Raw genomic sequence first — 20051 nt, 5'->3', positions numbered from 1 at the left:
GGGTCGATCGACTGGTTGAGCATAGATGAGCAATGTGTGACCCGCCCGGTACAAAAATGCCAACCCGATCACAACTTTCCACCCTGCCCTCAGTGCGCATCGTGATCCCAAACCCAGTTCCACATTCCCGGCAAATTCACTGGCTCCGAGCTTTTACCCACGGTACGCGCCAGCGCAGCTTTCTCCAGTTCGGCGTGATCATCGTAGAAAGGCTTGTCCGCCAGCTTCACGCCTGTCGCGGCGGCGCTATCGAGCAGAATCTGCAGGTATTCGCGCGTGTGCCGCGCGGTATAGCGGTTGAGATCATGAAACGTCACCACCACCGGAATCACCCCGTCCACAGTCGGCAACTCGCCGAGGGCAATACGTTCACGGACTTCCGATAACTGCCGCAGCATGTTTGCCCGACGCCGGGGGCTGGCATTGAAGCCCCAGATCTTGCCGTCGTTGGCACTTAAATCCGTCAGCAACACGTGCAAACCGTGCTGTTGATAGGCGGCGAAGGTGCGTTTGTCGTAATTCCAGAACGGCGGGCGCAGCAACGTCGGCGGCGCCCCGGTGATGGCTGCGATATCAGCCGTGCCGTTGGTCAGTGACTCTTCGAGTTCTTGCGGGTCGAGCAAGCGATGATTGGTGTGCCAGTGGGTGGCCGTGTGAAACGCCAGTATGTGCCCCTCGTCATGCTCACGCCGCATGATGGCGCGACCGATGTCACTGTTGCCCGCTCGTGGCGCGCGCGTCTGCACGAAGAACACCGCTTTGATATTCGGCAACAGCGGATTGTCCTTGAGGCTGTCGAGCACCGTCGCCGACGGGTTCCAGAAACTGGATGCACTGGGGCCATCGTCAAACGTCAACAGAAAGCGCACCGGTGCCTGGGTTTTCAGGCGTGATTCGGTTTGCGCAGTCATTTCTATCGGGGCGGCGATACAACCGGCCAACCCGAGGGCGATGAGCGCTGCACAGAGAAACTTGAATCCGGATGTCATGTTTTGCCTTGAGCACGGCGACGGCCGTCATGTTGTCGATTGGCAAAACTCCCTCGCCCTTATCCATCCTTGCGCTCCGATACACGAGCGGAGGTTGGATAAGGTACACAGGGTTTGGTTCCGGCGCTCGCTCAGTGCGCCAATGCCTGTTGAAAAGACGTGTCGATAATCCCGGCGGTGGCCAACGGTGCCGGCAGCGCTTTGACTTTGAACAGGAAGTCGGCGGTGCTTTGCAGGTCCGTCGCCGCTTGCGTATCGACCGGTCCCACCGTCATGTGCGCCTGACGTAACCAGTGGCGCGACACCTGCTGATCGAGATTGGCTTTCTTCGCCCACAGATCGGCGTACTCATCCGTATGACTATCAACCCACGCCCGTGCCTGTTTCAAACGACCGAGAAAATCCGCAATGGCCGCACGTTTGCTGTCGATCGACGGCGTCGACGCAGCGATTGCACTGAGCCCCGGCATCAGATTTTTTGCGGTCAGGATCGGCCGCGCGCCGGAGAACACGATCTGCTGGGAAATGTACGGCTCCCACACCGGGAAGGCGTCGATGCTGCCCTGTGGCAGGGCTGCGGCGGCATCAATCGGCATCAACTTGACGAAATCGACGTAGTTTTCCGGCAGACCGCCCTGCTCCAGGGCGCGCAAGGTCAACTGCTGACTCCAGGCGCCGGGCCAGTAGGCAACTTTCTTGCCCTTCAGGTCGGCGATGGTTTTTACCGGCGAATCCTTCGGCACCAGCAGCGCGATGGTGTCGGGATTTTGCCGCGAGACGCCGATCAGCTTTACCGGCGCCTGCTTGGCGGCCAGAAACAGAAAACCGGAATCGCCCAAAAAGCCCAGATCCAGCGAACCGGTTTGCAAGGCTTCCGCCAAGGGTGCAGCGGCCTGGAAGTGTTTCCAGTCGACGGTATAAGGCGCGTCTTTCAACACGCCGGAGGCCTCCACCGATGCACGGATGTTGTAGTAGTTCTGATCGCCAACATGCAGGACCAATGGCTCATCTGCATGGGAAAGCGGCGAGGCAAACAGTGCGGTGATTAGCGCACTGCGCAGGAAACGAGAAAGCTTCATGGGCTGACCTGCAAAGGGAAATTGCATAGACCATAACGCTGTTATTTACTGGTTTTGAAATTCGATTAACGCATAAGCTCATCACCGTTGATCACGGCTGTTTGCTTGGCAACAGTGACGAATCACAGTGTTGCTCAAGCAACAGCTGGAATCCTGCAACATCCCCTCAAGCCCTTTTAAAACGGCGCTTTCAAGTACATGGCACAGAGCCTGCAATATTCCATTCATGCAGGAAGCATTCGATAAAAATATCTTTTTGGACATAAGAAATCTGTGCCTTTGCCGGAGCGCCCCATGACATCGTTCTTTCCTCGACTCAAAACCCTGCTGGCTGCCAGCGCCATGGTACTGAGCCTGCAACCGCTCGCCCACGCGGCTGAAACCGCGCCGGCAGAAGTGCATCTCGACTACGCCTATTACTCGCCAGTCAGCCTGGTGCTCAAGCAACTCGGCTTCCTCGAAAAAGCCTTGCCGCAGACCAAGGTCAGCTGGGTACTGAGCCAGGGCAGCAACCGCTCGCTGGAATACCTCAACAGTGGCGGCGTGGATTTCGCTTCCAGCGCCAGCCTCGCCGCGGTGCTGAGCCGCGCCAACGGCAGCCCGATCAAATCGGTCTACGTTTACAGCCGTGCCGAATGGACAGCATTGGTGGTGCGCAAGGACTCGCCATATCAGGCCATCGCCGACCTCAAGGGCAAAAAGATCGCCGCCACCAAAGGTACCGACCCGTATCTGTTCACCCTGCGCAGCCTGCAACAGGCCGGACTGAAAAAAGACGACGTGGAACTGGTCCACCTGCAACACCCGGATGGTCGCACTGCGCTGGAGAAGGGCGATGTCGACGCCTGGGCCGGACTCGATCCGCACATGGCCGCCAGTCAGGTCCAGGCCGGTTCGCGCCTGCTTTATCGCAACCCGGCGTTTAACAGCTACGGCGTGGTCAGCGTCACCGAGCAATACGCCAAAGAACATCCGCAAACCATCGACACCGTGATCAAAGCCTACGAACAGGCCCGCGACTGGGCGCTGAAAAATCCCGATGAGTTCGCCGCCCTTCTCGCCAAAGAGTCCGGCTTGCCACTGGACGTAGCCAAGCTGCAACTGTCGCGTACCGATCTGAGCAGCCCGCAACTGACCCAACAGGACATCAGTGCCTCCAAGGCAGCGGCGCCGATTCTGGTCTCCGAGGAACTGGTGCGCCGTGGGGTGAATGTCGATCAAGTCATCGATCAATTGCTCGACAGCGGCGTGCAGCAAGCCGTCGCCCACCAGTAATCGATCAGTCTCACGACACATCCGCTGCTGTCGCGGATGTGTCGTGAGCGGAGCTCAACCATGACCACTCACAGCAAAGACTTGCCCGCGCCACTTGCCGTGTCGCGCCAGCGCCCGGCGGGTTTCAGTCCGGCGTGGCAGCGCCGTTTCAAAGGCTTGGCCGTGCCGCTGCTGATCATCATCGCCCTGGAAATTATCGTACGCATCGGTTGGTTGCCGTCCTACCAGATGCCGGCGCCGAGCGAGATCGCCCTGACCCTCACCGACCTCGCTGAAGGCGCACTGTGGAAACACATCGGCGCCAGCCTGATTCGCGTGTTGCTGGGTTTTGCCATTGGCGCCAGTCTCGCGCTGGTATTTGCTGCCTGGGTCGGTTTGAGCCGCGAAGCCGAGGCCTATCTGGAACCGACTTTTGCAGCGCTGCGTTCCATTCCGAGCCTGGCCTGGGTGCCGCTGCTGCTGTTGTGGCTGGGCATCGACGAGACCTCGAAAATTGTCTTGATCGCTATCGGCGCGTTCTTTCCGGTGTACGTCAACGTGGTCGCGGCCATTCGCAACATTGATCGCAAACTGGTGGAAGTCGGCCGCATCTATGGCTTCAGCCGCTTGCAACTGGTGCGACGAATATTGCTGCCCGCTGCCCTGCCCGGCCTGTTCACCGGGTTGCGCAGCGGCATGAGTCTGGCGTGGATGTTTCTCGTGGCAGCAGAGTTGATCGCGGCCACCAAGGGCCTGGGCTATCTGCTCAGTGACGGCCGGGAAACCTCGCGGCCGGACATCGTGCTGGCTGCGATCATCGTGCTCGCCTTGCTCGGTAAACTCAGCGACGGCTTGCTGGCCATGCTCGAACGCCGCTGGCTGAGCTGGCGCGACACGTTCACCGGCCAAGGTGCCAGCGACTAAGCTGAAATCTCCAACCGGAGATTCAGCCCATGTGCGGAAGACTCTCGCAGTACCGAGGCATTCATGACTTCGTCGCGGTGCTGAGCATTCCCGACGCGTTGATCAATCATGTTGGCGATGCGCCGCTTGATCGCTATAACGCGGCGCCGACCACCGCGCTGGCCGTCCTGCATCAACAAGGACGGCACCTGCAGGCCGACAATCTGCGCTGGGGCTGGCGCCCGCATTGGGCCAAGGATCGCCCGCCCCCCATCAATGCCCGGGTCGAGAAAGTCGCCCATGGTCCGTTCTTCCGGGCGATCTGGCGACATCGCTTGATTGTGCCCGTGGACAACTGGTTTGAATGGGTCGACAGCGGCGACAAAACCCGGCAACCCTGGCTGATTCGTCGCGCGGATCATGCAGCGGTTTTCTGCGCCGCCATCGGACAATTTCCGACAACCGAAACGGCGGCCCGGGATGACGACGGTTTCGTGATTATCACCGCCGACGCCGCCGGCGGCCTGCTCGACGTCCACGATCGCCGACCGGTGGTATTCCGCGCAGAGTTGGTGCGCGAATGGCTCGACCCGGCGACACCCGTTGAACGCGCTGAGCAAATGTTGCTGTTCGAAGGTGAAGGCAGTGAAGTGTTCGAGTGGTACAAAGTCGGCAAAGCCGTCGGTAACGTGCGCAATCAGGGGGCCAGTTTGATTATTGAGCAGACTTAAACATTTGCCGACTTCACGCGTCTATCAATGTAGGAGCTGTCGAAGGCTGCGATCTTTTGACGCAGCGCTATATGAGATAAACCCATTGCAAATTTTAGCAACTCTAAAGCGAATCACTGCCGTTACAAACCCTGTTTCATTTTTGAGACGGCGCACATAAAACACACGTTCGAATGAACTAACCGCCTGTCTGACATTTCAACCGTCATACATACATTTAGATGCACTACGGATAGCATGCGCGCCGCATTTCCATTTGGTATACCAGTTGACCAAAGAGTCAACAAACCAGGAATCCCCTAACGTCTACAAGCCTTGCAGAGAAATAAGTTGCGCGACGATTTTGCAATCAAACAGGTCAGCGACCTGGAGTGTATTTATCTGTCGATGACAGAACGCTTTGAACTCGACTGTTTTATCGGCCACTACATCAAGACCCGAAACCTGCGTGCCGTACCCGATATCGAACGCGTCCTGCGCACCACACTTGAAGGGTATCCCGGCCACGCGCCGGTGATGGTCAACGAGCTGAATGCGTGGATTGATCGAACCTTGGGATATCGGGCCACACACCCCGATTTCACGCAGTTGGACGATCTCTGAAACCATAAAAAAGCCCCGCATTCGCGGGGCTTTTTCGTAGAAATCACTCAAAACTTGCGATCGGGGTCTGAAAGCTCTCTGCCGTCATCGTGCTTCCAGGTTTGTTCCTTATGCTTCTCCCGCTCTATTTCCGCTTCAGTCGGCTCATCCGTCTCTTGCTCATCCGTCTCCGGAAGCTTCTGCTCAGTCGCCATGTGCACCTCCCCTTATCAGTAAACCTGCATGCCTGAAGCGTAGAACAGACAACTTACAACCACCAGCGCAGCAAAAAGAAGAACGCCATGCTCAACAGCATGCTGAGCAAAGTATTGCGCGTGTATATCACCAGTGCGATCGCCACCAGCGAACTAAGCAAATACGGATTATCCCACTGCAGATTCAGCTGTTTGTCCGGCATGAAGACAATCGGCCCACAGATAGCGGTCAACATCCCCGGTACCGCAAACCCGAGAAACTGCCGCGCATTGCTGCTCAAACGCACGGGCAATCGCGGCTCGAGAAATACATAGCGATTGAGAAAAACCAGAATCCCCATGCCAAAAATCACCGCCCAAACCATCATGTGCGCTCCCGATACAGCTTGTTGCAGATAAACCCGGCAGTCATTCCGGCCAATCCGGACAAAACCAGCGCCGAACCCCATTGCCAGTAACTGAACAGCACCGAACAAAACAGCGACACCGCCACGCAAACCACCGTCGGCACGTTGCGTACCACCGGTGTAATCAGGGCGATGAAGGTGGCAGCAATCGAGAAGTCCAGCCCCAAGTGTTCAAGCCCCGGAATGCTGCTGCCGAGGACAATGCCGGCCAGGGTGAACAGATTCCAGGCGATGTAGAACGTCAGGCCGACGCCCAGCGCATACCAGCGATTGAACTGCTGGCGATCATGCTGACTGGTCAACGCGAACAACTCATCAGTGAGCAAAAAACCCAGCCCTATGCGCCAGCGCCCCGGCAGCGGCGAAATCACCGAACGCATGCTCATGCCATACAGCAAGTGCTGCGACGTCAGCAGCAGCGTGGTCAACAAAATCGAGAAAATCCCCGCGCCGCCCTTGAGCATGCCGATCGCGACCAATTGCGCCGCACCGGCAAACACGATGCTCGACAAGCCTTGGCCTTGCAACGGCGTGAGGTTAGCTTCAATCGCCATGGAACCGGCCAGCAGTCCCCACGGCGCGGTGGCCAGAGACAATGGCATGATCGCCGCCGCGCCGCGAAGAAACGCACTGCGCGGCATAAGTGAGTCAGACATAAACGTTCTTCAACCAGGAAAACGGTCGCAGACTGTGCCAGCCATTTCGTCTTTTTGGCTTGAACAATCTTGCGCACTTGTGGGAAATCGGCCGGATGCGCGCGCAATTCGCTGATTTTCGCACTGACCTCTAATGCCCTGAGCGGCGTAACATAGCGCCATTCACAATCGCGTCAGGGAGACGACATGCTGTACCGAATCGCAGCCGACGGGCTGGTGCTGTTCCATTTGTGCTTCATTCTGTTCGTGCTGTTTGGCGGGCTGCTGGTGCTCAAATGGCCACGTTTGATGTGGCTGCATTTGCCGGCTGCCGCCTGGGGCGTGGCGGTCGAGGTGTTGCACCTGACCTGCCCGCTGACCTACTGGGAAAATCTCATGCGCCACGCTGCCGGGCAGACTGAATACGCCGGCGGCTTCATCGAGCATTACATCTGGCCGATCATCTACCCGGCCGGGCTCACCCCGCAGATTCAACTGGCGCTCGGCAGCGTGGTGCTGGCGATCAACCTGTTGGTGTATGGCCGCTTGATCCGTTCGTGGAAGTTGCGCCGAGCGCTGTAATCAGCGCGAAGTCGGCTTCAACGCCTCCAGCCAGGCCGGATCCAGGCGCGTCTGCTCGGTGTCGAGTCCCAGCGCCTGCATCCGCGCCTTGTGCGCCTCGACTTCGCGCCACAGCTGCCCATGATCGCTGGAGTTACCGTCCAGTTCATGCATCTGCGTCAACCCAAGATGATAGAAACGCAGCACTTTCATGGCCGTCGCATCGTTCTGCTCCACCGCCGCCGTGACCTGATGCATCACATTGGTGATGCTCATCAGATTGCGCTTTAGTCGCCAGCTGTACACGGCTGGCGCCATCCAGCTCTGATTCCAGAAACGCCCGCGCAATAACGCAGCCGTCAGCAGAAATGCCACAAACACCCCACCGACATTGAAGCGCAGGTTATCGCCGCCGGGCTCGCCGAACAGCGCCACTGCCACGCTGGAAAACAGCATCGCCAGTACCAGGAACAGCACGGCGATGATGATCGTGCTGCGTCGCGTCTGCTGGCGAAAAGTGGCGGCATCCATCGGCTGAATCTCGAACATCACAAATGACTTCCTTGAGCGACAAAAGGGCTAACTGAAAAAACCGGCCGGCGCATTATCGCCTCTACCGCGGATTTAGCTATGCTGGGGCTCCTTTTCATCTTTTCAGCGTCCAACGGGGACATGGCGGTATAGCGCAGATCGTGCCATCTTCATTCATGGATACACACTATTCGGATGCCATTGCTCAGCTTCGTGATGACATCGTTTTAAGGATCATTGCATGACCCAACGACACGTAATCAATGCCTCGGTCAGCCCGAAAGGCAGCCTGGAAACCCTTTCTCAACGTGAAGTTCAGCAACTGAGCGAAGCCGGATCCGGCAGCACCTACACCCTCTTCCGCCAGTGCGCCCTGGCCATCCTCAACACCGGCGCCCATGTCGATAACGCCAAGACCATCCTCGAAGCCTACAAGGACTTCGAAATCCGCATTCACCAACAGGATCGCGGCGTGCGCCTGGAGCTGCTGAACGCTCCGGCCGACGCGTTCGTCGACGGCGAAATGATCGCCAGCACCCGCGAAATGCTCTTCAGCGCCCTGCGCGACATCGTCTACACCGAAAACGAACTCGACAGCCAACGCATCGACCTGAGCACCTCGCAAGGCATCAGCGACTACGTTTTCCACCTGCTGCGCAACGCGCGCACCCTGCGCCCGGGCGTCGAGCCGAAAATCGTCGTGTGCTGGGGCGGCCACTCGATCAACACCGAAGAATACAAATACACCAAGAAAGTCGGCCACGAACTGGGCCTGCGCAGCCTCGACATTTGCACCGGTTGCGGCCCGGGCGTGATGAAAGGCCCGATGAAGGGTGCGACCATCGCCCACGCCAAGCAACGCATTCACGGTGGTCGCTACCTCGGTTTGACCGAGCCGGGCATCATCGCCGCCGAAGCGCCGAACCCGATCGTCAACGAACTGGTGATCCTGCCGGACATCGAAAAACGTCTGGAAGCCTTCGTGCGCGTTGGCCACGGCATCATCATTTTCCCGGGCGGCGCCGGTACAGCAGAAGAATTCCTCTACCTGCTGGGCATCCTGATGCACCCGGACAATAAAGGGCTACCGTTCCCGGTGATCCTCACCGGGCCGAAGCACGCCGCGCCGTATCTGGAACAGCTCGACGCCTTCGTCATCGCCACTCTCGGCGAAGCGGCCAAGCAGCACTACGAGATCATCATCGACGACCCGGCCGAAGTGGCGCGGCAGATGACCCAAGGTCTGAAAGCGGTGAAGCAGTTCCGCCGCGAGCGCAACGATGCGTTCCACTTCAACTGGCTGCTGAAAATCGACGAAGGCTTCCAGCGTCCGTTCGATCCGACCCACGAAAACATGGCCAACCTCAAACTGCACCGCGACCAGCCACCGCACGAACTGGCGGCCAACCTGCGCCGGGCGTTCTCCGGCATTGTCGCCGGTAACGTCAAGGACAAAGGCATTCGCCTGATCGAAGAACACGGGCCGTACCAGATCCGTGGTGACGCCGCGATCATGCAACCGCTCGATGCCCTACTCAAAGCCTTCGTCGCCCAGCACCGGATGAAACTGCCGGGCGGCGCGGCGTATGTGCCGTGTTATCGAGTGGTGGCGTAACTCTTTCGGTTACCACGCTACAAATGTAGGAGCGAGCCTGCTCGCGATAGCGGTATATCAGTCACTGTTGATGTTGACTGACCCTCCGTTTTCGCGAGCAGGCTCGCTCCCACAGGGTCTGGATGTGTACACAAAGCCTGCATTCACCCACTCAACTGTGGGAGCGAGCCTGCTCGCGAAGAGGCCGCCAAGCACACCTCAAATTTCTGACCTACCCGCCAACCGCATCGCCAGCGCCTTGGCCTGCAACGCCACATCCGTCACCGCCGTACTCTCCCACCACATCCCGCGCAACGGCGGCCCCATGGCAAACAACCGGCTAGCCGCACGCCCCTCGGCATCCAGCACCGCGCCATCCCCGGCCGCCGCAATCCCCAACGCCAACGGTCCCGGCTGCACCAGACCGCGCGCCAGCACCTGCTGCGGCAACGGTCGCGCCACTCGGCGCCAGTCGTATTCGATACCGCTGGAATTGATCAATGCGGCGCCTTGCACCACGCAGGTTTGCGACTCACCGCGCCGCCGAATGCGAATACGAACGCCACCGTCCGGACTTGCCTCAAGCCCTTTGAACGAAGCTGCCTGAATACGCAATCGCCCTTCTTTATAAAGACGCTCAACCAGCGCCGCACTCAACGGTGGCGAACGGTGGTGATGACTTTCCCACCACGGCCGTACATGCCGTACGAATTGTCGACGCTGCGTGTCAGTCGCCTGACTCCACAAACGAGCGATATGCACCCGAACCGTGTCCAGTGGCGCCTGCCAATCGATGCCTTGTGCAATGGCTGCCTGGCATTGCCGACGCAATTCGCGCAGCAGCTGTCGTGGCGTTCGAATGCTGTGATCGCTGCCAAGAAAATCCATCCAGGCCGGCGGTTGTCGGCGCACATGGGGCAACAAGCCGTGCCGGGAAAACACTTCGATCGGCCCGCGATGCCCGGCCTGCTCCAGCGACACCACGGCATCGACCATGGTCAGGCCGGAGCCGATGATCAGCACCGTCGCTTGCGGGTCGAGTTGATGCATCGCCGCGACATCCCACGGATCAAGCGCGGCGGCGTTGAGGCCGCTGGAGGTTTTCTGCGGGGTTCGCGCGGCAGGGAACATTCCGGTCGCCAAAACCCCGTAGCCACCGCGCAGTGCCTGACCATTGCTCAGCGTGAGCTGCACCGAACCGGCATCGACTTGCAGGTCGACGACTTCCGCACGAATGTGCTCAACGCTTGAGCCATTCTGCGCCCCGACTTTACGGGCTTCGGCGAGACGCTGCTGCACATAGACGCCGAACAATCCACGCGGCGCAAACAGCTCGCTGACCGGCACGTCCTGCTCGGCCGATTCAGGCCAGCCACCGCCGGCAATGTGCTCGGTCAGCCATTGCGTCAGATCATCAGGATTATCCGGATCGACGCTCATACGTGCGGCGTTGCCGTTGAGCGTGTGTCCCAACTCGACCGCGCTGTACGCCTCGCCCCGTCCCAGTTCCGCACGCGGCTCAATGATCAGGACCTTGCGCCGGCCAGGCAGACGTAGCAATTGCACCGCCAGCATCGTGCCGCTGAGGCCACCACCGATAATCAGGATGTCTGCGCTCTGACTCATTCAAATCACCACATTGCGAACAAACCGCGCCGCAACCTCGCCATCGTTGCGATAGGAATGCGGCTGGTTGCTGGCAAACATAAAAAACTCACCGGTGCCGATGTGCTGCGGCTGATCCCCGAGCATCAGGGTAAGGCAGCCTGCAAAGACGAAAATCTGCTCGCTCCAGCCCTCGGCATCTGCTTGCGACGGGTAGACCTCACCCGGTTGCAGACACCATTCCCATTGCTCGACTTCGCGAGTCGCGGTGGCTTTGGAGAGCAACACCGCTTTGCTGCCCGGGTGGGTTCCTGCCCAGGCCACCTCGTTGATGCGGCTCGGGTCGCGGGCATCCGGCGCTTGAATCAGATCGCTGAACGCCACATCCAGCGCTTCGGCAACGCGATCGAGGGTGGTCAGGCTGACATTCTTCTCGCCCGCCTCGATCGCCACCAGCATGCGCCGGCTGACCCCGGACTTTTCTGCCAGCGCGGTCTGGCTCATATCGGCGGCATGCCGTAGACGCCGCACATTCAGGCTGACGTGTTGCAGAACGGACGCCCGCTGCGTTGAATCTTTGTGCACTATATTGCTCACTCGGTGAGGTTGGGCAGTATACTGCGCAACGTTGGGCGCATTGTGCGGCCTCCTTTTTAAAGTGCGCAAGGTCATGACGTCGCAGAACAGCTCCTCCACTCCTCTCCGTTTCTCTCGTTTCAGCAAAGCCGAGTGCGTGCTGGTACTGATCACCATGATCTGGGGCGGTACCTTCCTGCTGGTTCAGCACGCGATGACCGTCAGCGGACCGATGTTTTTTGTCGGTCTGCGTTTTGCCGCTGCGGCGGCTATCGTCGCGCTGTTCTCATGGCGTCATCTGCGCGAACTGACCCTGTTTGAACTCAAGGCCGGCGCCTTCATCGGCGTGGCGATCATGCTCGGTTATGGCTTGCAGACGGTCGGTCTGCAAACGATCCCGAGCAGTCAGTCGGCGTTCATCACCGCGTTGTATGTGCCGTTTGTGCCTTTGCTGCAATGGCTGGTGCTGGGGCGACGCCCGGGGCTGATGCCCAGCATCGGCATCATGTTGGCGTTTACCGGTTTGATGCTGCTGTCAGGCCCGTCCGGTGCAGCGCTGAATTTCAGCCCTGGCGAAATCGCCACGCTGATCAGCGCTATCGCCATCGCCGCCGAAATCATTTTGATTAGCACCTATGCCGGTCAGGTCGATGTGCGCCGAGTGACTGTCGTGCAATTGGCAACCACATCGGTGCTGTCGTTCCTGCTGGTGGTGCCTACCGGGGAAATGATTCCGGATTTCTCCTGGACGCTGCTGGTGACCGCCCTGGGGTTGGGCGCGGCGAGTGCGGCGATTCAGGTGGCGATGAACTGGGCGCAGAAAAGTGTTTCGCCAACCCGGGCGACGTTGATCTATGCGGGCGAGCCGGTATGGGCCGGGATCGTCGGGCGGATTGCCGGGGAGCGGTTGCCAGCGATTGCGCTGGTGGGCGCGGGGTTGATTGTGGCGGCGGTGATTGTCAGTGAATTGAAGACCAAGGGCAAAGTTGCAGAAGCCGAAGCTGAGCTGGAGCGGGAAGCACAGGGGTAAAGCTCCGAAGCCTTCATAGTCTGAATTATTGCTATCGCGAGCAGGCTCACGCCTACAGGGGAACGCATTCCAAATGCAGGCCTTCGCCTGCTCGCGATGAGGCCAATCGAAGCAACATCGATCTACCTGAAACAATGCCAAACAGAAAATTCCAGACTACTTTGTAGGATTCTGAGACATCCTGGCGTTTGGTGATCAGGGAGCTGGCACGTATGATGCTTCACAAACTTCCGCAGATTAGAAGCCTATGTCCCTGATAGTTCTACTGCTTCTGCCATTCATTGGCAGCTGTCTGGCAGCGGTGCTGCCACACAACGCGCGTAATACCGAATCCCTGTTGGCAGGTCTGGTCGCTTTGATCGGCACCGTCCAGGTCGCGATGTTGTACCCGCAAATTGCCCACGGCGGCGTGATCCGCGAAGAGTTCATGTGGCTGCCCAGCCTGGGGCTGAACTTCGTTCTGCGCATGGATGGCTTCGCCTGGCTGTTCTCGATGCTGGTACTGGGCATCGGCACGCTCGTTTCTCTTTATGCGCGTTATTACATGTCGCCGGACGATCCGGTGCCGCGTTTCTTCGCGTTTTTTCTGGCGTTCATGGGCGCCATGCTTGGCCTGGTGATCTCCGGCAACCTGATTCAGATCGTGTTCTTCTGGGAGCTGACCAGCCTCTTCTCGTTCCTGTTGATCGGCTATTGGCACCACCGCGCCGACGCCCGTCGCGGCGCTTATATGGCGTTGATGGTCACCGGTGCCGGCGGACTATGCCTGTTGGCGGGGGTCATGATTCTCGGCCATGTCGTCGGCAGCTATGACCTCGACAAGGTCTTGGCCGCCGGCGACATGATTCGTGCACACGCCCTCTACCCGATTCTCCTTCCTCTGATTCTTATCGGCGCACTCAGCAAAAGCGCCCAGTTCCCTTTCCATTTCTGGCTACCGCACGCGATGGCGGCGCCGACACCGGTTTCGGCTTATCTGCACTCGGCCACCATGGTCAAGGCCGGGGTTTTTCTGCTCGCACGCTTGTGGCCGTCGCTGTCCGGCAGCGAAGAATGGTTCTACATCGTCAGCGGGGCTGGCGCCTGTACGCTGTTGCTCGGTGCGTATTGCGCGATGTTCCAGAACGATCTCAAAGGTCTGCTCGCTTACTCGACCATCAGCCACCTCGGCCTGATCACATTGTTGCTGGGCCTGAACAGTCCACTGGCTGCCGTGGCGGCGGTATTCCACATCCTCAACCATGCGACATTCAAAGCTTCGCTGTTCATGGCTGCGGGCATCATCGACCACGAAAGCGGCACCCGTGACATCCGCAAACTCAGCGGCCTGATCAAACTGATTCCGTTCACGGCGACGCTGGCCATGGTTGCCAGCGCCTCGATGGCGGGTGTGCCATTGCTTAACGGCTTCCTGTCGAAAGAAATGTTCTTCGCTGAAACCGTGTTCATCAACGCCACGGCGTGGGTCGAAGCGGCACTGCCGATTGTCGCGACCATTGCCGGTACGTTCAGCGTTGCCTACTCGCTGCGCTTTACCGTCGATGTGTTCTTCGGTCCACCGGCTACCGACCTGCCGCACACTCCGCACGAGCCGCCGCGCTGGATGCGTGCGCCGGTGGAATTGCTGGTATTCACCTGCTTGCTGGTGGGGATTTTCCCGGCGCAGATCGTCGGTCCATTGCTAGCGGCAGCGGCATTGCCCGTCGTCGGCGGCGAACTGCCGGAATACAGCCTGGCGATCTGGCACGGCCTGAACGCACCGATGATCATGAGCCTGATCGCCATGTCCGGCGGCATCATTGTCTATCTGTTGCTGCGCAATCAGCTCAAGCGCGGACGCTTCAAATACCCGCCGTTGGTTGGCCGCTTCAACGGCAAGCGCCTGTTCGAACGCAGCCTCGTGGTGATGATGCGCCTGGCCCGACGTCTGGAGCGGCGACTCGGCACCAAGCGTCTGCAGATGCAATTGTTCCTGATGGTACTGGCGGCAGTGCTTGCCGGCCTGATCCCGATGTTGCACAGCAGCCTGAGTTGGGGCGACCGGCCAAAGATTCCCGGCTCCATCGTCTTTGTCACCCTGTGGCTGCTGGCGATTGCCTGTGCCCTCGGCGCCGCGTGGCAGGCCAAGTATCACCGTCTCGCTGCATTGACCATGGTCAGCGTCTGCGGCTTGATGACCTGCGTCACCTTCGTCTGGTTCTCCGCGCCCGACCTGGCGCTGACGCAACTGGCAGTCGAAGTGGTCACCACCGTGCTGATCCTGCTCGGTCTGCGCTGGTTGCCACGCCGTATCGAAGAAGTTTCGCCACTGCCAAGCAGCCTGCGCAAGGCACGCATTCGTCGTCTGCGCGACTTGCTGCTGTCGATTGCCGTCGGTGGCGGCATGGCGCTGCTGTCCTACGCCATGCTCACGCGGCAGACGCCGAACGATATCTCTTCGTTCTACCTCAGCCGCGCCATGCCTGAGGGCGGCGGCAGCAACGTGGTCAACGTGATGCTCGTGGACTTCCGCGGCTTCGACACCCTCGGCGAAATCACCGTGCTGGTCGCCGTGGCGCTGACCGTATTCGCCCTGCTACGGCGTTTCCGCCCACCGAAAGAAAGCCTGCAACTGCCTGCCCAGCAACGCTTGCTGGCGCCGGACGTGGTCACCGATCTGGTCAACCCGCGCTCGGCGAGCGACACCGCGCTCGGCTTCATGATGGTGCCGGCCGTGCTGGTGCGCCTGTTGCTGCCGATTGCGCTGGTGGTGTCGTTCTACCTGTTCATGCGCGGGCACAACCAACCGGGTGGCGGCTTTGTCGCCGGTCTGGTGATGTCGGTGGCGTTCATCCTGCAATACATGGTCGCCGGTACACAGTGGGTCGAGGCGCAAATGAGCCTGCGGCCACTGCGCTGGATGGGCACCGGGTTGCTGTTTGCCACCGCTACCGGCCTCGGGGCGATGGTCGTCGGTTATCCGTTCCTGACCACCCACACCTGGCATTTCAGCTTGCCAGTGCTGGGGGACATCCATATCGCCAGCGCATTGTTCTTCGATATCGGCGTGTACGGCGTGGTGGTTGGTTCGACGCTGTTGATCCTCACCGCCCTCGCCCACCAATCGGTGCGGGGCCACAAGACCGCATCGCTGCCCAAGTCCGTCGCCAGCAAAGGAGCCGTCTGATGGAAGAAGTCATCGCAATCGCCATCGGCGTGCTCGCCGCGTCCGGCGTCTGGCTGATCCTGCGGCCACGGACGTTCCAGGTGGTCATGGGCCTGTGCCTGCTGTCGTATGGCGTCAATCTGTTCATCTTCAGTATGGGCAGCCTGTTTATCGGCAAAGAGCCGGTGATCAAGGACGGCGTCACCCAGGATTTGCTGCACTACACCGACCCGCTGCCACAGGCCCTGGTACTCACCGCGATCGTCATCAGCTTTGCCATGACCGCGCTGTTCCTCGTCGTGCTGCTCGCCTCGCGCGGCCTGACCGGCACCGACCACGTTGACGGCCGGGAGCCTAAAGAATGATGGCGATGACTCACCTGATCGCCGCACCGATTCTGCTGCCGCTGCTGACTGCCGCGATCATGCTGATGCTCGGCGAACGGCACCGACCGCTGAAGGCGAAAATCAACCTGTTCTCCAGCGTCGTCGGTCTGTTCATTTCGGTGCTGTTGCTGCAGTGGACGCAAACCACTGGCGTACCCGGTTCCATCGGCGTGTACCTGCCGGGCAACTGGCAGGCGCCATTCGGCATCGTGCTGGTGGTCGATCGGCTGTCGGCGCTGATGCTGGTGCTGACCGGGATCATCGGCGTCAGCGCCCTGCTCTTCGCCATGGCACGTTGGGATGGCGCCGGTTCGAGCTTCCACGCGTTGTTCCAGATTCAATTGATGGGCCTGTACGGCGCATTCCTGACGGCGGATCTGTTCAACCTGTTCGTGTTCTTCGAAGTGCTGCTGGCCGCGTCTTATGGCTTGCTGTTGCATGGATCGGGTCGGGCGCGGGTCTCGTCGGGGCTGCATTACATCTCGATCAATCTGCTGGCCTCTTCGCTGTTTTTGATTGGCGCGGCACTTATCTACGGCGTCACGGGCACGTTGAACATGGCCGATCTGGCGCTGAAGATTCCGCTGGTGCCGGAAGCTGACCGTGGCTTGCTGCATGCCGGCGCCGGGATTCTCGCCGTCGCGTTCCTGGCCAAGGCCGGTATGTGGCCGCTGAACTTCTGGCTGGTGCCGGCCTACTCCTCGGCCAGTGCGCCGGTCGCGGCGATGTTCGCGATCATGACCAAGGTTGGCGTCTACACCCTGCTGCGCCTGTGGACCCTTCTGTTTTCCGGGCAGGCCGGAGCGTCGGCATTCTTCGGTGGCGACTGGCTGATCTACGGCGGCATGGCGACCATGGCCTGCGCGGCGCTGGCGATTCTCGCCGCGCAACGCCTGGAGCGCATGGCCAGCCTGAGCATTCTGGTGTCGGCCGGTATCCTGTTGTCCGCCGTAGGCTTCGCCCAACCGAACCTGATCGGCGCAGCGCTGTTCTATCTGGTCAGCTCAACGCTGGCATTGAGCGCGCTGTTCCTGCTGGCCGAGCTGATCGAACGTTCTCGTTCCGCCAACGAGATCCCGCTAGAGGATGAAAGCGAACTGCTGCCGCGCCCGCAGGAATCCCTGCAACCACCCAAAGGCATCAACCTCGATGACGAGCAAAAAGCCGTGGTCGGTCAGGTCATTCCGTGGACCATGGCGTTTCTCGGCCTGAGCTTTATTGCTTGTGCGCTGCTGATCATCGGTATGCCGCCGCTGTCTGGCTTCATCGGCAAACTCAGCCTGATCGGCGCATTGCTCAATCCGCTGGGCCTGGGCACCGCTGCGCCGATTTCCATCGCTGCATGGGCGTTGCTGGCGCTGCTGATCCTCACCGGACTCGCGTCGCTGATGGCGTTCTCACGCCTCGGTATCCAGCGTTTCTGGACGCCGGAGGAGCGCCCTTCGCCGCTGCTGCGCAAACTCGAATGTGCGCCGATCTTCCTGTTGCTGGGGCTGAGTATCGTCCTGACCTTTAAGGCTGAACCGCTGCTGCGCTACACCCAAGCTACCGCCGAGGCGCTGAACAACCCGCAGCAATACGTCATGGCGGTGCTCGGCACCCGTGCCGTACCGAGTCCGGAAGCCAAATCGGCGATGCTGGAGGTGCAGCCATGAAGCGCGTGTTTCCTGCACCGTTGTTGTCGTTGGCATTGTGCGTTCTGTGGCTGACCCTGAACCTGTCGATCAGCCCGGGCAATCTGCTGCTCGGCGCGATGCTGGGTTTTGCTGCACCGTTGATGATGCGCAAACTGCGTCCGAAACAGGTACGCATTCGCCGCCCCGGGACAATCCTGCGCCTGTTCTTCCTCGTCGGTCGCGACGTGGTGGTGTCCAACCTGATTGTCGCGTGGGGCGTGCTCAACGCCGGTCGTCGCCCGCTGCGCTCTGGCTTCGTCAAAGTCCCGCTGGACCTGCGCGATGCTCACGGTCTGGCGACACTGGCGATGATCTGCACGGTGGTGCCCGGCACGGTGTGGTCGGAGCTGGCGCTGGACCGCAGCATTCTGTTGCTGCACGTCTGGGATCTGGATGATGAAGCGCAATTCATCGAGCACTTCAAGACCACCTACGAGCGGCCGTTGATGGAGATTTTCGAATGAGCCCATTACTGTCGAACGCCATCCTGCTGACGCTGTTCCTGTTCTCGCTGGCCATGGTGCTGACGCTGGTGCGTTTGTTCAAAGGCCCGTCGGCACAGGATCGAGTCTTGGCGCTGGATTACCTGTACATCGTCGCGATGTTGATGATGCTGACCCTGGGTATTCGTTATTCCAGTGACACTTACTTCGAAGCGGCGCTGCTGATTGCGCTGTTCGGCTTCGTCGGCTCGTTTGCCCTGGCGAAATTCCTGCTGCGTGGCGAGGTGATCGAATGAATGCTGAATTGTCTCTGTGGGTCGAGATTCCGGTGGCGATCCTGCTGGTACTCAGCGGTCTGTTCGCGCTGATTGGTGCAATCGGGTTATTGCGCATGAAGGATTACTTCCAGCGCATGCACTCGCCGGCACTGGCCTCAACGCTGGGGGCGTGGTGTGTGGCGTTGGCGTCGATCATCTGCTTCTCGGCGCTGAAATCCGGGCCGGTGATACATGCCTGGCTGATTCCGATTTTGCTGGCGATCACTGTGCCGGTGACGACCTTGCTGCTGGCGCGGGCGGCGTTGTTCCGCAAGCGCATGGCCGGGGATGATGTGCCGGCTGAGGTGAGCAGCCGCCGCACCGAGAGCGGTAGCTGAACCGTTACAAGATCGCAGCCTTCGGCAGCTCCTACATTGGAATGCGCTCCCCCCTGTAGGAGTTGCCGAAGGCTGCGATCTTTTGATCTTGCTTTTCTAGACCCAAGCCACCGCCAACAACCCCGCCCCCAACACCGCACACAACGGCGAATACACCCAGGTGTCGAGCCGCGCAAACCGCGAATCCTTCACCTCCTTGAAGAACCCGACCAGATTCGAATCACCAATCGCCCGGGCAAACATCAACAGCGCAATCGCGCTGATCACCCATTGCAACGCCTTGTGCGTCACCGCCGGCATGCCCCAGCCCACCCGCATACACACCAACACCGCAATCACCAACAATGCCGCCGCCACAATCAACGTGAGCCAGCCAGACGGCTTGAACGCCGGCCGCACCGTTGCGACAAATCCGCGCACCGGCACCTGCGGCACCACCACCGCAGCCGCCCACTGCCCGCCCAGCGCCCAATACACGTGCATCAAGGCGATCACCGCAAACGTTGTCACCAGCCATTGAGCCAACACAAAGGTCATGGTTGAAATCCTTGGAAAGGGATTTGAACAAATCATCCTAGTCGGATTTTTTTCAAGTGCACGACCGATCGGCGGTACGGTAAAGTGCCGCCCCATGAAATTCTCCCGTTCCGATCGCTCACTGCTGGCCTGGATGCTCTATTGCTGCGTCCTGTTCAACGTGTTCGCCTGCAGCATCGGTCACGGACAAATGGTCGGCATGCAGCTGAACGGTATCGGCGGCCAGTTCTGTACAGTCGACCCGGCCACTCAAGCGCCGCTCGCCAGCAACCCCACCGAAGAACAACTGCCCACCCTGTCCAAGGCATTTGGCTGTCCGCTGTGCTCGGTCGGCGGTGGCATGGGCCCAGCATTCAACTCCAGCCTCACGCTGGCGATCCTGCCCGAACACCACAGTCCGCCGCTGGCGCCCATCGTCAGCGCCGACCTCCCTGCCCGCTTCACCTGGCCTTCAGCCAACCCTCGCGCCCCACCGCTCGCCTGAGTGTCTCTGCCTTTTTGATTTGTCAGCCCACTG

The 20051-nt window shown here is 59.9% G+C and carries 23 protein-coding genes; 14 read left to right on the top strand and 9 right to left on the bottom strand.

Features of this window, described 5'->3' with window-relative positions; genetic code table 11:
• Positions 1-89: 89 nt before the first annotated feature.
• Together AC3IUF_RS11955 and AC3IUF_RS11950 are read right to left on the bottom strand one after the other, a co-directional pair.
• Positions 90-989, bottom strand: coding sequence for a polysaccharide deacetylase family protein (locus AC3IUF_RS11955; RefSeq protein ID WP_489281095.1), 900 nt, complete (start codon positions 987-989; stop codon positions 90-92).
• A gap of 131 nt (positions 990-1120) precedes the next feature.
• Entirely contained in the window at positions 1121-2068 is a 948-nt protein-coding gene (locus AC3IUF_RS11950) for an ABC transporter substrate-binding protein (RefSeq protein WP_007910798.1), read from the bottom strand.
• A gap of 294 nt (positions 2069-2362) precedes the next feature.
• Between AC3IUF_RS11950 and AC3IUF_RS11945 the strand changes: the two genes are divergently transcribed.
• The 4 genes from AC3IUF_RS11945 (at position 2363) to AC3IUF_RS11930 (ending at position 5559) form a co-directional block, all read left to right on the top strand.
• Positions 2363-3343 carry an aliphatic sulfonate ABC transporter substrate-binding protein gene (locus tag AC3IUF_RS11945; RefSeq protein WP_489281094.1) on the top strand — a complete coding sequence of 327 codons (981 nt, stop codon included), beginning with the start codon at positions 2363-2365 and terminating at the stop codon, positions 3341-3343.
• 60 nt (positions 3344-3403) lie between these two features.
• Complete coding sequence (locus AC3IUF_RS11940; RefSeq protein ID WP_414915308.1) at positions 3404-4246, top strand: ABC transporter permease; 843 nt, start codon at positions 3404-3406, stop codon at positions 4244-4246.
• Between the two features lie 29 nt (positions 4247-4275).
• Complete coding sequence (locus tag AC3IUF_RS11935; protein ID WP_007910787.1) at positions 4276-4956, top strand: SOS response-associated peptidase; 681 nt, start codon at positions 4276-4278, stop codon at positions 4954-4956.
• Between the two features lie 330 nt (positions 4957-5286).
• Positions 5287-5559: a hypothetical protein gene (locus AC3IUF_RS11930; protein WP_007910785.1), complete on the top strand. Its 273-nt coding sequence runs from the start codon at positions 5287-5289 to the stop codon at positions 5557-5559.
• A gap of 47 nt (positions 5560-5606) precedes the next feature.
• Here the strand turns inward: AC3IUF_RS11930 and AC3IUF_RS11925 are convergent, their stop codons facing one another.
• Genes AC3IUF_RS11925 through AC3IUF_RS11915 form a run of 3 tightly spaced genes read right to left on the bottom strand, consistent with a single transcriptional unit; the run spans position 5607 to position 6816 of the window.
• Positions 5607-5753, bottom strand: coding sequence for a hypothetical protein (locus tag AC3IUF_RS11925; protein ID WP_489281093.1), 147 nt, complete (start codon positions 5751-5753; stop codon positions 5607-5609).
• A 53-nt stretch (positions 5754-5806) separates the two neighbouring features.
• Complete coding sequence (locus tag AC3IUF_RS11920; protein ID WP_176472272.1) at positions 5807-6118, bottom strand: AzlD domain-containing protein; 312 nt, start codon at positions 6116-6118, stop codon at positions 5807-5809.
• Positions 6118-6816 (bottom strand): AzlC family ABC transporter permease, encoded by a 699-nt coding sequence (locus tag AC3IUF_RS11915; RefSeq protein ID WP_016983007.1) that lies wholly within the window; start codon positions 6814-6816, stop codon positions 6118-6120. Before AC3IUF_RS11915 ends, AC3IUF_RS11920 begins: the two co-directional genes overlap by 1 nt.
• A gap of 186 nt (positions 6817-7002) precedes the next feature.
• Here AC3IUF_RS11915 and AC3IUF_RS11910 point away from each other — a divergent pair, with 186 nt between their 5' ends.
• Positions 7003-7377, top strand: a complete 375-nt coding sequence (locus AC3IUF_RS11910; RefSeq protein ID WP_123374954.1) for a DUF2784 domain-containing protein — start codon at positions 7003-7005, stop codon at positions 7375-7377.
• Here AC3IUF_RS11910 and AC3IUF_RS11905 read toward each other — a convergent pair whose 3' ends face one another.
• On the bottom strand, positions 7378-7905 hold the full coding sequence (locus AC3IUF_RS11905; protein WP_489281092.1) for a DUF3087 domain-containing protein: 528 nt from the start codon (positions 7903-7905) through the stop codon (positions 7378-7380).
• A gap of 223 nt (positions 7906-8128) precedes the next feature.
• Here AC3IUF_RS11905 and ppnN point away from each other — a divergent pair, with 223 nt between their 5' ends.
• Complete coding sequence (gene ppnN, locus AC3IUF_RS11900) at positions 8129-9502, top strand: nucleotide 5'-monophosphate nucleosidase PpnN (protein WP_007910770.1); 1374 nt, start codon at positions 8129-8131, stop codon at positions 9500-9502.
• A 198-nt stretch (positions 9503-9700) separates the two neighbouring features.
• Here the strand turns inward: ppnN and AC3IUF_RS11895 are convergent, their stop codons facing one another.
• Both AC3IUF_RS11895 and AC3IUF_RS11890 read right to left on the bottom strand, forming a co-directional pair.
• Positions 9701-11107 (bottom strand): FAD/NAD(P)-binding protein, encoded by a 1407-nt coding sequence (locus AC3IUF_RS11895; RefSeq protein ID WP_489281091.1) that lies wholly within the window; start codon positions 11105-11107, stop codon positions 9701-9703.
• On the bottom strand, positions 11108-11671 hold the full coding sequence (locus tag AC3IUF_RS11890; protein ID WP_007910768.1) for a helix-turn-helix domain-containing protein: 564 nt from the start codon (positions 11669-11671) through the stop codon (positions 11108-11110). It abuts the gene before it with no gap.
• An 85-nt stretch (positions 11672-11756) separates the two neighbouring features.
• Between AC3IUF_RS11890 and AC3IUF_RS11885 the strand changes: the two genes are divergently transcribed.
• From AC3IUF_RS11885 to AC3IUF_RS11855, 7 genes are all read left to right on the top strand, one after another.
• A complete protein-coding gene (locus AC3IUF_RS11885; protein WP_489281090.1) occupies positions 11757-12692 on the top strand; it encodes a DMT family transporter in 936 nt (311 codons plus the stop codon).
• A gap of 247 nt (positions 12693-12939) precedes the next feature.
• Complete coding sequence (locus tag AC3IUF_RS11880) at positions 12940-15858, top strand: monovalent cation/H+ antiporter subunit A (RefSeq protein ID WP_007910764.1); 2919 nt, start codon at positions 12940-12942, stop codon at positions 15856-15858.
• Positions 15858-16202 carry a Na+/H+ antiporter subunit C gene (locus AC3IUF_RS11875; protein ID WP_007910763.1) on the top strand — a complete coding sequence of 115 codons (345 nt, stop codon included), beginning with the start codon at positions 15858-15860 and terminating at the stop codon, positions 16200-16202. Before AC3IUF_RS11880 ends, AC3IUF_RS11875 begins: the two co-directional genes overlap by 1 nt.
• The gene (locus AC3IUF_RS11870) at positions 16199-17878 is read left to right on the top strand and encodes a monovalent cation/H+ antiporter subunit D (RefSeq protein ID WP_007910761.1); all 1680 of its coding nucleotides are present in this window, start codon (positions 16199-16201) and stop codon (positions 17876-17878) included. Before AC3IUF_RS11875 ends, AC3IUF_RS11870 begins: the two co-directional genes overlap by 4 nt.
• Positions 17875-18363 carry a Na+/H+ antiporter subunit E gene (locus AC3IUF_RS11865; RefSeq protein WP_007910759.1) on the top strand — a complete coding sequence of 163 codons (489 nt, stop codon included), beginning with the start codon at positions 17875-17877 and terminating at the stop codon, positions 18361-18363. The genes AC3IUF_RS11870 and AC3IUF_RS11865 overlap by 4 nt, the downstream gene beginning before the upstream one ends.
• Positions 18360-18638: a K+/H+ antiporter subunit F gene (locus tag AC3IUF_RS11860; RefSeq protein WP_007910754.1), complete on the top strand. Its 279-nt coding sequence runs from the start codon at positions 18360-18362 to the stop codon at positions 18636-18638. The genes AC3IUF_RS11865 and AC3IUF_RS11860 overlap by 4 nt, the downstream gene beginning before the upstream one ends.
• A complete protein-coding gene (locus tag AC3IUF_RS11855; protein ID WP_489281089.1) occupies positions 18635-18997 on the top strand; it encodes a Na+/H+ antiporter subunit G in 363 nt (120 codons plus the stop codon). Before AC3IUF_RS11860 ends, AC3IUF_RS11855 begins: the two co-directional genes overlap by 4 nt.
• Positions 18998-19093: 96 nt before the next feature.
• On the opposite strand, the gene AC3IUF_RS11850 is transcribed toward AC3IUF_RS11855, so the two are convergent.
• On the bottom strand, positions 19094-19534 hold the full coding sequence (locus tag AC3IUF_RS11850; RefSeq protein ID WP_077573349.1) for a DUF3995 domain-containing protein: 441 nt from the start codon (positions 19532-19534) through the stop codon (positions 19094-19096).
• A gap of 94 nt (positions 19535-19628) precedes the next feature.
• Here AC3IUF_RS11850 and AC3IUF_RS11845 point away from each other — a divergent pair, with 94 nt between their 5' ends.
• Positions 19629-20018, top strand: coding sequence for a DUF2946 domain-containing protein (locus tag AC3IUF_RS11845; protein WP_095111513.1), 390 nt, complete (start codon positions 19629-19631; stop codon positions 20016-20018).
• Positions 20019-20051: the final 33 nt, after the last annotated feature.

The organism is Pseudomonas sp. KH_040, assembly GCF_057839305.1.
This window is presented reverse-complemented; position numbering and strand designations above follow the sequence as displayed.